Raw genomic sequence first — 13,298 nt, 5'->3', positions numbered from 1 at the left:
TAAAAAAAGCAGTTGGGATTAGGTTGAATAGCCTTGTTTTTCTGAAATAAAAATCAGCGGATTCTTATGATCCTGGGTTAAAGATTCATTAAAAAATTGCTGAAAGTTAAGGGAGGCCTTAACTTTCAGCTTTATAATTATATTTCTATGTATAAGATGATTTTGCTGCTGAGTTTTTTCTGGATCTTTTTAGCCTGCACAAATGATGAACCCGGAGACGTGGTCCTTCCGGCGGAAACCCTTGATATTCCAGGTACTTTATATTCTCCCAGCACCAATAATTTCGAAAACACCTACACTAATTTTATAGCAGCCCTGGAAGCAAATGAGGCGATAAGTATTATTGCAGAAGTAGATCATACTGCCAATTCAATTTCAGTAGGGCGGGTGCTTAAACCAACCAGAATTGTGTTTTTTGCAAATCCGGTATTGGGAACTCCGTTAATGCAGGAAAATCAACTTGTTGGTTTGGATCTGCCTCATAAGGTCTTGTTTTTTCAAAATGAAAAAGATGTGGTTTATGCCGTATATAACAGTGTTAAATTTCTGGAATCCAGGTATGAGTTGAGTGAAGTTAGTACATTAGGTCAAATATCCAATGCTCTTTCAAATTTGGTAAAGGCGGCAACCAATGCGAAGATTAAAAGCGCCACAAATCTCATTGCAGATCCGCAAGGAGGAATTATAACAAAAATAAGCAATGAGGATTTTGAATCGACCTATTCAAATTTACGCAATGCAATTGCAGGCAACGAAAATTTACAGCTTGTAGCCGAGCTTGATCACCGTGAAAATGCCGCGAGCGTGGACCTGGAACTAAGACCTACTAAAGTGATCATTTTTGGAAATCCAAATTTAGGAACGCCATTGATGCAATCTTCGCAATCTACAGGTTTGGATCTTCCTCAAAAAATGCTGGTTTGGGAAGATGAAGATGGAACGGTGAATATATCTTATAACGATCCGGAATATTTAAGGGAACGTCATTCTATTTCGGGAAATGAAGCTATAGTGTCCCAAATCACAGCGGTGCTAAATGCCCTTGCTGAAACTGCAGCAGGAAATTAAACCATTTATAAACTTCTGAAGAAGTATAACATTCTTTACAATAGGAAAATATCCATAGGCAATCGATAAAGTCTGTGAACATATGGAAAAGCAGTCCGATAAAGATTAGCCTTACAATGCTGTTTTTTATAAAGACGGTTCCAAGGAAATAAATAAGGATCGGGATTCCAGCATGCAAAGGGTGATATCCAATTCCGCAACGGTTTGCATCAAATAAAGGATCGGCAAAAACGTGATCTACATCTACCAACATGGTGGAAAGTAAGATAATCCAGTTACGTTTCCAGTTTTTTTTATCGTAGAAGTACGCGATGGCTCCAATTACTAGAAAATGAAGCGAATAATGAACAATTGTTTGGAGCACAGTATCTAAATTCTACCGTTGATTTTCCCCGGTTGGTTCCTTTTTTTCCTTTTTGTCCCTGCTTTTATCAGGCCGTAACAATTTTTTCATTTTACGGTTAAGGGAGATGTAGCGCCAAATTCCAATTGTAAGAAACAAGCCAGAGAAGATAAGGGCGAGGTATCCAATATACTTTAAATCCTCATATTTCTTTAATTGCAATAAAGCCAGTCCCCCCAGCAAAAAGTACAGCGAGGCCTGGGTATATGATAGCAAGGTACGCTCGTTTGCAAGTCGCGTACGTTCAAGTGCCAAATGTTCCCGGATAAGGGATTCATCTATTATTCTTTGGGAACCAAAAGGGTTTCTAATATTTACGCGTCTCATCATTGTAGAAACTAATTAGGTTCAAAGGTATAAATTAAAAAGCATTGATTGAAAGCATTCATTCTTTAGAACAAAAGGTTTCAATCAATGCTGATTTTTTTAATTATGCGTTGCCTGGCAGGTACACCCCGGAGCTGTAAAACTCTGGGTACTGTTGTACCATGGGAAGGCCTCATTGTATTTGTTGTTTTCCCAATAAAAATCTGTTCTTTCTTTGGGGTGATTTCCTATTTCGTTCATGGTTTTAGAATCATATAGCCTTCCATTGATCATGGTGTAAATAACACTTTCAGAATTCCTGATGTCTTCCAGCGGATTTTTATCCAGCACGATCAAATCGGCTAATTTCCCTTCGGCTAAAGAACCGATTTCCTTTTGCATTCCAAGATATTCTGCGCCATTGATGGTGGCAGCCTGAAGCGCCTCCATATTCGTCATTCCACCCATTTGAAGCAGCCATAATTCCCAATGCGCACCAAGGCCCTGAAGTTGTCCATGGGCACCAAGATTAACTTTTACACCGATATCGGAAAGTGCTTTTGCGGTTTCAGAAACCAAAATTGGACCATGTTGATACTCTTCTTCCGGAAGCATAGTACGGTGTCTGGAACGGGAATCTACTATATATCGCGGCGTGAAATTAAGCAGTTTTTCATTCTCCCAAACATTGCTTTTTTCGTAGAAATAATACTCTCCGTTAATTCCGCCATAGTTTACGATAAGGGTAGGAGTATAACCGGTTTTACTGTTCCCCCAAAGCGTATAAATATCTTTATAGACGGGAGCAACAGGAATATTATGTTCAATTCCGGTGTGTCCGTCCACGATCATACTCATATTATGAAAAAAAGTACTTCCACCTTCGGGAACCACATTCATGTTTAACTCTTTTGCAGCCTGCATTACCTGTTGACGCTGCTCGCGTCTTGGCTGATTGTAACTTTTCACTGAATTCGCGCCAAAGGCTTTTGTTCTTCTCAATGCCGATCTCGCATCTTCCAAACTGTTGATCTCCGCCTTAAAATCCCCTTCGGCTCCATAAAGTATGATTCCGGTTGAAAATAAACGAGGTCCAACCATTTCTCCGGTTTTGATCATTTCTGAAATTCCGAAGATGGTTTCCGATAAAGCAGAAGGATCATGCGCAGTTGTTACCCCGAAGGCCAGATTTGCATAAGCCGGCCAGTGTTTCTTTGGCGTAAGGCCTTCACGAAAAGCACCTACATGTGCATGCACATCCACGATTCCCGGCATAATGGTTTTGCCGGCCATATCGTACACTTTTGCATTGTTTGGAACTTGAACTTCCTGAGAAGTTCCCATAGCGGCGATCTTATTCTCAGTTATAATAATAGTTCCATTTTCCAGAACCTTATCGCCATCCATCGTAATGATCCTGGCATTTGTAAAAGCGATGGATCCTGAGGGAACATCGGTTTTGGTTTCCAGGCCGATTTTCAGGCCGGTTTCTGTGATTTCCGGAATAGAATCCGGTGAGTTTTCCAGATAGGTAAATCTATTGGCGACTTCATTCGTGAAATATTCCTCACCTAAAGTCCAGTGAATATTTTTGCTGTTTTTGGACCAGTGCAAATTCATCCCCGCATCTTTCGCAATTTGGGTAACCGGGAAAGTCTTGGTTTTAGCATCCAGATCCACCGGTTGTCCTGTTGATACAAAAGGAGCCACGTACGCCTTGTGCAAATTGGTAAAAACGATCCATTTATTATCCGGACTTGGCACCATTCTATTGGCATATTTCGAGTTGAAATGGGTGCGTTCATCATTCCCGCTTAAATCGATGCTTTTTAAACTCTTTACAAGGCTCCCAAAAAATGTTCCCCCGGTTTGAAAGATAATCCTGGAACCATCCTTATTAAAGACCGGGAAATCTCCCAGTTTGTTGATTTTCCGAAGATTTTTCCCATCTGAATTCATCACATAAATTCCGGGTTCTTTGGTAAATGTCTGGCCAAGATCTCCGTTTCCGGATTCCTTTGTAAATACGATCAAACTTCCGTTATTGGAGAAAGAAGGACTTCTGTAAATCCCTTTTTCAGTGATAAGATCTGTAGGATTCCCACCGGAAATCCCTGTCTTTTTGATGCTTCCTTTATTTTCGTCATCCCAGGTTACATATACAATCTCTTTTCCGTTAGCAGAAAAAGCAGGTTCATATTCAAAATCAATTCCTTTGGTAAGTCGCTGAGGTTTTCCGCTGGGAAGGTTCTTTTTCCACAGATACCCAATCGTGTGGAAAACAAGTATTTTTCCATCAGGTGAAGTTACCGCCTGACGAATTACTTTTGGATTGAAAGTTTCGGTAAACACCTCTTGCTCTGCATGATGTGCTTCAGCAATTTTGATAGTATTGCTAACGCTAAAAGGAATTTCAGTTACTTTAAGATCCTCAATATTGATCTTTTTGATCTTACCCTCACTCCATATAACGAGTTCTTTATTTCCGGGCATCCAGGAAAATCCGGGATATACACCAAAGATCGCCCAGGCTTCCTGCTGGTCTTTACTAAGCTTATCGTATACCGGCCATTCTTCCCCGGTAGCTAGATCGTGAATGTACAGCACCGTTTTGGTACGTACCCTTTTTATAAATGCCAGTTTTTTACCATCCCCGGAAACCTGTGGTCTTGCAGCTCCACCAGGTCCACCGGTAATCGTAGTGGTTTCACCGGTTTCAAAATCGTATTGTTTAATTACATAGATCTGTTTGTTGGGATCTTTATTATACTGAAAATTCCCGCCGGGATACATATCCTCACTGTAATACAGGTATTTTCCATCAGGCGAAACAGATGGTTCATTCACATCCTGCTGATCGTTTTTGCGTTCTGTAAGTTGAATTCCTGCACTTCCGGCAAGATGATACTGCCATAGTTCCCCCGCGCCTAAAGACCGGCCGGAGGTAAAGTGTTTCCGGGCGATGATGGAATTTCCATCGGCTGTCCAAACTGCATTGTTCAACAATCTAAAATCTTCCTTGGTGATTTGTTGTGCTTCAGAGCCATCAGGATTCATCGCCCAAATATTGTCTCCTCCACCGGCATCGCTGGTAAAGGAGATTTTTGAGCCGTCCGGACTAAACCGGGGCTGGACTTCATAAGGCATTCCGCTTCTAAGCGCAGTGGCTTTCCCTCCGGAAACCGGCATAGCGTAAATATCGCCTAAAAGGTCGAAGACGATTGTTTTTCCATCGGGACTCACATCCAGGTTCATCCAGGTTCCTTCATCGGTATTTAAGGGAACTTCGTTTATTTTCCAGTCATCGGTGTACGGATTGGAAACATCCCACTTTTTATCTTTTTTTAAGCTGTCTGTTTGCGTAGTGTTTTCCTGAGCGAGCAAGGTTGCGGAGGACATTACGAGTAGCAATGTCATCAAAATTTTGTGGAGCATATAATAATTATTTTTAAGAAGGCTAAAGATAGGGAATGTTTTGAAGAATTTGTGAGAGCCGTTTTTCCTGGCGCAGAAAATAGATTTAAAAATACGCAAGGTAACTTTGCACGTAACAGAAAAAAGGGGTTAGGCAAGCAGCAATAATCTCGCAACATTGCCGTAAATAATAAAATTTTGTACATATATTTGTACAAAATTTTATATTATGGTGATTACAAGCATTTCTGATTTTAGAAAAGATATCAAATCATATTTAGACAAAGTCGCCAAAAACTTTGAAACCCTTATCATAAAACGGGGTAAAGATTCTGGAGTTGTTATAATGTCGCTTGACGAATATAACTCATTGATTGCAACAAATTATGAACTTTCATCACGTATAAATGAAAAACGCCTGGATTCTGCGCTCGAGAAATTGAAAAAAGGTAAATCATTCACTCAAGACTTAATTGAAGAATAATATGCGTTATGAGTTTGTGGATGAATCCTGGGAGGATTATTTGTATTGGCAAAAAACTGACAAAAAGAAAGTCAAAAAAATTAATGACTTACTTAAAGACATTTCCCGTACACCTTTTGAAGGAATAGGAAAGCCCGAACCTTTAAAACATAAATATGCGGGTTTTTGGTCCCGTAGGATTGATGGCGAACATCGATTAATTTATCGATTTATTGACGAGGAAATACAAATAGTAAAATGTAGACATCACTACGATTAATTATCGCTGGGAACCTGCGCTAAAAGTCATTGCTGCATTTTGGTATCGGGAAGTTTTTTTACCATTTATATTTTTAACTTCCGAGGAATACTCAGATAACCAAGCCGCAACGAGCCGTTTGCCGTAGCCGTTAAAAATGCTTTTTTCAGAAGAATCCCTGGCGCTTTCATAAAGAAATCTTCTGTTTTACAAGCACTCCGTTTCTGACTTCAAATTTAGCGTTTTCCCACTTAGGGGGTCCAAATATTCCTTTTGCATTATTGGAAGCACCATAAGATTCCTTTGGTATTCCTAAAAAGTTGGTGGTGAGTTTTCCATTATCATCTTCATCGTGAAATACTGAAACTGCATAGGTTCCCTCTGGAATATCATTAAAAATTAAAACCGCTTTTTTGTTTTTAATCTCCACAACTTGCCCCTTGTATTCATTTTCCAAAAATGAATTTTCAGCGTTATAAAGCCCGATATAAGCTGCGCCTTTATTTGATTTAAAATTGGTGACCTCAACTTCGATCGTGTTTTGGGCATTCAGGACTAAAATTCCGTTGAGCAAAACAATTATTATCAGGATTGAATTTTTCATATGTTATATGTTTAAGGGTCTTAAATATATCAATCTTAATAGGTTGTGCAAATGATAAAATACCTGTTTATGAAAAAAAACGGGATTTCTGAAAAATAAAATTCTGTTATTTTGATTTGAACTTTCCGTAATTTAACCCTCAAAGACGGATTAAATTTTCAAACTCTAAATTTGTAATAAAACCGTTCTGAACTATTAAAACTATGATGAAACCAAATTCCCAATCCGAAGTCTGGCTTCGGGGAAAAATAGATGATATTCCAGATTTACTGCAGCCAGTAGCGCATGCGTTATTGCAAGCCAGTGAAGATATTCGAAAATACACACAATATTTTCCCGAAGAATTACTTTGGCACAAGCCTGCCGGCAGGGCTTCTGTGGGTTTTCATCTTCAACATATAACCGGGGTTATGGATAGAATGCTTACCTATTCCGAAGGGAAAAAGTTATCTGAAGCACAGTTTTCAGCCTTAAAAAACGAAGGAAATCCGGAAATTCAAACAAGTCTGTTAAATTTGGTTGATATCTCAGACGAGAAGATTGCATACGCAATCAACAAATTAAAATCTATTGATACATCGACGTTAACCCAGTCCAGAACAGTTGGCAGAAAGGCGTTGCCCTCTACGGTAATAGGGTTGCTTTTTCACGCTGCAGAGCATGTTCAGCGCCACGTAGGTCAGTTACTGGTAACGGTTAGTGTTTTAAAAGAGGATAAATAATTTCCGGGAATTCACTGAATTTTGATGATGGTATAAATCGATAAAAAAACCGGTTTAAAAAAAGGTGGGTTGCTACCTATATTAAAGTAATAACAGCAATGTCCGGTAAAGAGCCAGGATCCTTCCTCTTTTGGCGTAACGGCAAGAACCAATAAGCAAGACTAGACTTTAATTAACTGAGAAACATTCAGGTCTGATTTCTATTTTTTCAGAACACTTTAATTATAGATATAAATTAAAAATTTTCTAAACCTTCTTTTAAGCTTCACTTATAGGGATTGCCAAAAGGGGAATATTTCCCTTTTTTAAGAGTTCCAGCGAAACGCTCTCCTGCAGCAAATTGTGGAAAAAACTGTGTTTATGTGTTCCCACGATCAACAAATCTGCCTTTAATTTTTCGGCCTCCGCAATTACGGTTTCCACGGTAGAACCTTGTATTAACAGTGCTTCCGATTCTATATTGTTGTCTATAAAAGCCTCAGATAATTTTTGAAGGGTTCGATGTTCCTCTTTTAATTCATCTGCGCGAAAATCCCTGATGTATTGCGGACCCGGTTCGTACCCAACAAAATCAGGATCGGGGGCAGCTACATGGACAACCCAGATCTTGGCCCCAAATTTTGACGCGATACTTTCAGTAAAACCCATCAATTCACCAATGGCATCATTAAAATCAACCGCGACCAGAATATTCCTTAATTCTTTCATAGTTTATATTTTAAAATTCACAGTTTAATAGCCTTTTTCTCTTTTCACTATGTTTTTTACCGGTTTTCCTTCTGTCATCCGGATGTAATTTTCAACCAGTTGGGGAACTACCTTTTTAGGGTCGGTAACACTGGCGATATGCGGGGTGATACTTATCTTCGGATGCTGCCAAAACGGATGTTCCTCCGGCAGCGGTTCCTTTCGGAAAACATCCAGGCTTGCGCCGGAAAGATGTCCGGTATCTACCATTTCTAGTAAATCATGTTCCACCAGGTGCTGTCCTCGGGCTACGTTGATGATATATGCTCCCTTTGGCAATTTTTTAAACAATTCCTTGTTCAGGATATTCTCGGTTTGTTGGGTTAACGGAAGAAGACAAACCACTATCGTTGTTTGGCCTAAAAATTCATCCAACTGGTCTTTTCCAAATATTGTTACATCTGATTGTGGTTTTGGTTGGGTTGCCCATCCGGAAACCTTAAAGCCCACATTGGTAAGTGTTTTAACAACGGCACTTCCCAAAACCCCAACACCCATTACGCCGATATTCTGATCTTCAATTTTTAAATAATTTGTTGGTTCCCAGGATTTATGGTTATGATGAAAAGAAAGGTTTCTTAAATGATTCATCACCAAAGCAAGTACAAAAGCGCTCATATCCAGCGTAAGCTGATCGTCTATGATACGGGTAATGGTAACATTTTTAGGGATTTCAGGATCACTGGTAATGTGATCCACACCGGCGCCCATAGATGCGATTACTTTTAAGTTGGGATAATTTTTAAAAATACCCCGCGGATGTTTCCAGGCAATGGCATATTCTATGTCTTCCTTATTATGTTCTTCAGGATATGCGAATATTTGCATTCCGGGATGTTGATTTTTTAATTCCTGAACCCAGGCTTCCGGGTCTCTTCCCGGACTGATAACTAGTACTGACATTTTATTTTTTTGTAGGATTCGTATTAATTCACAAAAGCACTGTATCCGGTAATTGCCCGTCCAACAATGAGTGTGTTTATTTCTTTTGTTCCTTCGTAACTATAAATTGCTTCGGCATCTGCCACAAATCTGGCTACATCATATTCCAGCAGAATCCCGTTTCCTCCCAGCACCTCACGGGCACGGCCCACCACATCCCTGGTTCGCATACTGCAAAACACTTTGGCCAGTGAGGCGTGTTCATCTGTAAGAATTCCCTGATCCTGCATTTCAGATAAGCGGAAAACCATGGTTTGCATTGCGGTAAGATTGGAAAGCATTTCCACTAAATGATCCTGTATAAGCTGAAAAGAAGCGATTGGTCGCCCAAATTGTTCGCGTTTTAAAGTGTATCCCAAAGCACTTTCATAAGCCCCCCGGGCACATCCAACAGCCTGCCATGCCACTCCTGCACGTGTCATTCTTAGCACTTTTGCGGTATCTTTAAAGGAATTGGCGTGTTTTAATCGATCACTTTCGGGTATTTTACAATCGGTTAATGTAATAAGGGCGTTTTGAACGATACGAAGCGCCATCTTATCTTCCATTTTTTCGGCTTTAAAGCCTGGATTTTCTTTTCGAACAATAAATCCTTTTACCCGGTTTGTGTCTTCATCCCTTGCCCAAATAATGATCACATCGGCAAATGTGGCATTCCCTATCCATTTTTTCTGTCCGTTCAACACCCAGTTCTCTCCATCAAAACTACAGGTGGTTTCCATTCCGCCTGCCACTCCGGAACCTACATTAGGCTCGGTAAGACCAAAAGCACCAATTTTTTCCAATTTCTGCATGGCCGGAAGCCATTCCTGTTTTTGTGCTTCGCTTCCGCATATATAAATAGATCCCATCGCAAGCCCGCTGTGCACTCCAAAAAAGGTGGAAATTGAAACATCTATCCGCGCGATTTCCTGGGCGATAATACCTTCCATAAGGAACGAATAATTTGGGCAGCCGTAACCTTCATAAGCCACTCCGGCAACATTGAGCTTCGCAAATTTCTCTATGATCTCAAATGGAAATTTAGCCCTGTTCCAATGATCATTTACCAAAGGTTTCACCTCCTCTTCCATAAAGCTCCTCACTTTCAGCTGAATTTCCCGTTGCTCTGGTGTAAGCTTAAGATCCAGGTTATAAAAATCTCCATCGACAGGAGGAAGGTCCTTTTCTCCTTTTTTCTTTTTGGTTTTCAGCATTTTCATCAAACCCTTTAGCTGCCGCTCATCCAGGGCGCCAAGAGCATTCATGGCCTCCGGCAAATCAATGTGCTTGCTGATATTTGCCAGTTGATCCATATCAACCGATTTTAATAAACTGATCGTATTTTTTACTTTTCCGAATAGCGACATAGGGGGTTATTTAGATTTGCTTAAAAATAAGTATTTAAAGCGGGTACTTTTGTTAAAGCTTTCCGAAGAAAAAACCGAACAAATTTTGGGTTTTTAGTCAATTTTTCTCTCTTCTAAAATTGAACAGCAGGTTTTGCTAAGGATATTTCTTTTAATTTTTTAGGAAAACAGCCGAAACATTAATAAAAATTTATAATCAATTTGTAATTCATTAATTCTTAGAGTTTTAAATTTAAACTAATCAGATTTTCTAGATAGATGCACTTGCGAAAATCTATGTAATTGCCTCGGTAATTAAAAAAAAATAGAAGGATAAATTAAAAACAGAAACAATGGAAACACAAAATGAAAAGAGAGGATCTAAAGGATCCCGCGGAACAACGGGACAACATCATGAAGGAAACGGAGATTTTGATGTTAGCAAAAACAAATTTCTTACCGCTTTAGGAATTGTTGCAGGGGGAGCACTTCTTTATAAAGGAGCAAAGGCTCTCACCAATTCAGGAAAAAACGCCATAAATAAGAAAGAAATTGTAGAGATTAAGAGTACTTTAGTAATTAAAAAGCCAAAGGAAGAACTGTATGCATATTGGCGAAATCTTGAAAACCTGCCTAACTTTATGAGTCATATTAAGGAGGTTAATGAAATAAACGGTAAAAGATCTCATTGGGTTGCCGAAGTTCCGGGTGGAATGGGGGAAATTGAATGGGAAGCCGAAATTATATGGGAGCAGGACAACCAGGTGCTGGCCTGGAGATCACTGCCAGATTCTGAAATAGAGAATTCAGGGGAAGTGAGATTTCACGATGCAGGAAACAGGAAAAGCACTATCGTAGAAACCAGTATAACGTACCGGCCACCTTTAGGCACAGCGGGAAAAATGGCAGCGAAATTGCTTAATCCTGCCTTTAAAAAAGTCGTTGAGAACGACCTTAAGGAATTTAAAAAATTAATGGAAAGAGGCCGTATTTCCAAACGTAAAGGTTCTCCGGCAAGCAGGATGTAGTCTCTGGATTACAGGTGTATAACAATAAACCCCGCAGTTTTTAAAACTGTGGGGTTTATTGTTTATGTATGTTTTTTTAAGCCGGATCTTAAGCTAAACCAAAAGCTTCTTTTACCTTATCTACATAATCCAGTTTCTCCCAGGTAAACAATTCTACCTCCCGGGTGATTTTTCCGTTATAAGGACTTTCAAAAATCTTGGTAATTATACGTGGTTCCTTTCCCATATGTCCGTAGGCAGAAGTTTCACGGTAAATAGGATTTCGTAGTTTAAGACGTTTTTCTATCGCTGCAGGACGCATGTCAAACAGTTCAGCAACCTTTCTGGAGATGTCTCCATTGGATATTTTCACATTGGATTTACCATAGGTGTCAACATAAATGGAAGTTGGTTGTACAACTCCTATCGCATAGGAAACCTGAACCAGGATTTCATCTGCCAGCCCTGCCGCAACAAGGTTTTTGGCGATATGTCGCGCCGCATAAGCTGCAGATCGGTCGACCTTACTGGGATCTTTTCCGGAAAATGCTCCGCCACCATGGGCGCCTTTTCCGCCGTAGGTATCCACGATTATCTTCCTTCCTGTAAGTCCGGCATCGCCGTGAGGACCTCCAATTACAAACTTTCCGGTAGGATTGATGTGGTACGTGATCTCATCGTTGAATAATTTTTGTACGTATTCCGGAAGTTGAGCCTTCACACGCGGAATAAGGATCTCGATAATATCTTTCTTGATTTTGGCCAGCATTCGCTCATCATTCTCATCAAATTCATCATGCTGAGTAGAAACGACGATGGCATCAATTCGCTGCGGTACATTTTCATCGCTGTATTCTATAGTCACCTGGCTTTTTGAATCCGGTCTAAGATAGGGGATATCCTTTTCTTCCCTTCTCAGTTTTGCGAGTTCAATCAGGATTTTATGAGAAATATCCAATGCCAAAGGCATGTAGTTTTCGGTTTCTTTGGTGGCATATCCAAACATCATTCCCTGGTCTCCTGCGCCTTGCTCTTCTTTGTTGGCGCGGTCTACTCCCTGATTGATGTCCTGGGATTGCTCGTGAATAAGGGAGATCACTCCACAGGAATCCCCGCTAAATTTATAGGCTCCCTTGGTGTAACCAATGTCATTAATAACTTCGCGTGCTATGTGCTGCACATCCAGGTAAGTATTGCTTTTAACTTCCCCGGCTAAAACTACCTGCCCGGTAGTAACAAGGGTTTCGCAAGCTACTTTTGAATCTTCATCAAAAGCCAGGAAATTATCTAAAAGGGCGTCGCTAATCTGGTCAGCAACTTTATCGGGGTGTCCTTCAGAAACACTTTCTGAAGTAAATAAATAGGCCATTTAATATTTTTAAATTAAAAGTAAAAGGCTATTTGACGTGAAAGGCTAGAGGAGATAACACTGCTTTAGCTTTTTTTAAGGGTTGCAATCAGTCAAATTACCCTGTAATCAATCAGGGGCAAATGTATAAAATTTGAATGAATAGCATACACCTTTAGCAACTTTTTAAAATGTGTTGGGCGCCCCGTTTCGCCAAAAGGCCTTCCCATCCGGTCAGGCCGGCTCACGGCGGGCTCTCGCGGGTCGCTTCCCGGTAAAAAAAACCGGGAGAGCTCCATCAACCGCTCCATCCCTGGCACAAAAATTCCCGTTTTATAAGAACTTATATAGTTCAAAAAATAGGAGCGAATTTTTTTTAAAATTTTAATGCCCGCTAAGCCCAGGTTTATAAGGAGTTTTGATTTTTATTTTAATTTTTCTGAAAAATAATTTGTTTTTTAAAAGTTTCTGTCGTTACATTTGTAAAATTCAAAACAAGAAAATGTACAAGTTTATTTGCAAAATGATGATGTGTATGATGGGGAGAAATTCCGCAGCGCGTTCAATTGCATAAAACTTAAATTATAAGAATTGCAAAAAAAACCGCTGCCACCGCAGCGGTTTTTTTTTTGAAGCCCCCCAAACCCCCGAAGGGGGAGAAAAGGAAAATAGAGAAAAGAGTAACGA

General features: G+C 39.9%; 13 protein-coding genes. 5 read left to right on the top strand and 8 right to left on the bottom strand.

Features of this window, described 5'->3' with window-relative positions; all coding sequences use genetic code 11:
* Window positions 1-147 precede the first annotated feature (147 nt).
* Window positions 148-1,068, top strand: coding sequence for a DUF302 domain-containing protein (locus tag ACKGJN_RS12030; protein ID WP_409539755.1), 921 nt, complete (start codon window positions 148-150; stop codon window positions 1,066-1,068).
* On the opposite strand, the gene ACKGJN_RS12025 is transcribed toward ACKGJN_RS12030, so the two are convergent.
* The 3 genes from ACKGJN_RS12025 to ACKGJN_RS12015 all read right to left on the bottom strand — a co-directional run bounded on the left by ACKGJN_RS12025 (window position 1,022) and on the right by ACKGJN_RS12015 (window position 5,212).
* Window positions 1,022-1,432 carry a DUF6122 family protein gene (locus ACKGJN_RS12025; protein WP_409539754.1) on the bottom strand — a complete coding sequence of 137 codons (411 nt, stop codon included), beginning with the start codon at window positions 1,430-1,432 and terminating at the stop codon, window positions 1,022-1,024. The genes ACKGJN_RS12030 and ACKGJN_RS12025 overlap by 47 nt on opposite strands.
* A 12-nt stretch (window positions 1,433-1,444) precedes the next feature.
* A complete protein-coding gene (locus ACKGJN_RS12020; RefSeq protein ID WP_409539753.1) occupies window positions 1,445-1,801 on the bottom strand; it encodes a DUF202 domain-containing protein in 357 nt (118 codons plus the stop codon).
* Window positions 1,802-1,897: 96 nt separating this feature from the next.
* Window positions 1,898-5,212 carry an amidohydrolase family protein gene (locus ACKGJN_RS12015; protein WP_409539752.1) on the bottom strand — a complete coding sequence of 1,105 codons (3,315 nt, stop codon included), beginning with the start codon at window positions 5,210-5,212 and terminating at the stop codon, window positions 1,898-1,900.
* A 208-nt stretch (window positions 5,213-5,420) separates the two neighbouring features.
* On the opposite strand from ACKGJN_RS12015, the gene ACKGJN_RS12010 reads away from it, so the two are divergent.
* Both ACKGJN_RS12010 and ACKGJN_RS12005 read left to right on the top strand, forming a co-directional pair.
* Window positions 5,421-5,675: a type II toxin-antitoxin system Phd/YefM family antitoxin gene (locus tag ACKGJN_RS12010; RefSeq protein WP_409539751.1), complete on the top strand. Its 255-nt coding sequence runs from the start codon at window positions 5,421-5,423 to the stop codon at window positions 5,673-5,675.
* A gap of 1 nt (window position 5,676) precedes the next feature.
* Window positions 5,677-5,934 carry a Txe/YoeB family addiction module toxin gene (locus ACKGJN_RS12005; protein WP_409539750.1) on the top strand — a complete coding sequence of 86 codons (258 nt, stop codon included), beginning with the start codon at window positions 5,677-5,679 and terminating at the stop codon, window positions 5,932-5,934.
* A 166-nt stretch (window positions 5,935-6,100) separates the two neighbouring features.
* Here the strand turns inward: ACKGJN_RS12005 and ACKGJN_RS12000 are convergent, their stop codons facing one another.
* Entirely contained in the window at window positions 6,101-6,517 is a 417-nt protein-coding gene (locus ACKGJN_RS12000) for a DUF2141 domain-containing protein (RefSeq protein WP_409539749.1), read from the bottom strand.
* A gap of 203 nt (window positions 6,518-6,720) precedes the next feature.
* Here ACKGJN_RS12000 and ACKGJN_RS11995 point away from each other — a divergent pair, with 203 nt between their 5' ends.
* Window positions 6,721-7,239 (top strand): DinB family protein, encoded by a 519-nt coding sequence (locus ACKGJN_RS11995; protein ID WP_409539747.1) that lies wholly within the window; start codon window positions 6,721-6,723, stop codon window positions 7,237-7,239.
* 258 nt (window positions 7,240-7,497) lie between these two features.
* On the opposite strand, the gene ACKGJN_RS11990 is transcribed toward ACKGJN_RS11995, so the two are convergent.
* Genes ACKGJN_RS11990 through ACKGJN_RS11980 form a run of 3 tightly spaced genes read right to left on the bottom strand, consistent with a single transcriptional unit; the run spans window position 7,498 to window position 10,277 of the window.
* Entirely contained in the window at window positions 7,498-7,947 is a 450-nt protein-coding gene (locus ACKGJN_RS11990; protein ID WP_409539746.1) for a universal stress protein, read from the bottom strand.
* Between the two features lie 24 nt (window positions 7,948-7,971).
* Window positions 7,972-8,889 carry a 2-hydroxyacid dehydrogenase gene (locus ACKGJN_RS11985; RefSeq protein ID WP_409539745.1) on the bottom strand — a complete coding sequence of 306 codons (918 nt, stop codon included), beginning with the start codon at window positions 8,887-8,889 and terminating at the stop codon, window positions 7,972-7,974.
* A 23-nt stretch (window positions 8,890-8,912) separates the two neighbouring features.
* Window positions 8,913-10,277: an acyl-CoA dehydrogenase family protein gene (locus tag ACKGJN_RS11980; RefSeq protein ID WP_409539744.1), complete on the bottom strand. Its 1,365-nt coding sequence runs from the start codon at window positions 10,275-10,277 to the stop codon at window positions 8,913-8,915.
* Between the two features lie 332 nt (window positions 10,278-10,609).
* Here ACKGJN_RS11980 and ACKGJN_RS11975 point away from each other — a divergent pair, with 332 nt between their 5' ends.
* Window positions 10,610-11,284, top strand: coding sequence for an SRPBCC family protein (locus ACKGJN_RS11975; RefSeq protein WP_409539743.1), 675 nt, complete (start codon window positions 10,610-10,612; stop codon window positions 11,282-11,284).
* Between the two features lie 88 nt (window positions 11,285-11,372).
* On the opposite strand, the gene metK is transcribed toward ACKGJN_RS11975, so the two are convergent.
* Entirely contained in the window at window positions 11,373-12,632 is a 1,260-nt protein-coding gene (gene metK / locus ACKGJN_RS11970; RefSeq protein ID WP_409539742.1) for a methionine adenosyltransferase, read from the bottom strand.
* Window positions 12,633-13,298: the final 666 nt, after the last annotated feature.

Source organism: Gillisia xinjiangensis (genome assembly GCF_046298265.1).
Classification (GTDB): domain Bacteria; phylum Bacteroidota; class Bacteroidia; order Flavobacteriales; family Flavobacteriaceae; genus Gillisia; species Gillisia xinjiangensis.
This window is presented reverse-complemented; position numbering and strand designations above follow the sequence as displayed.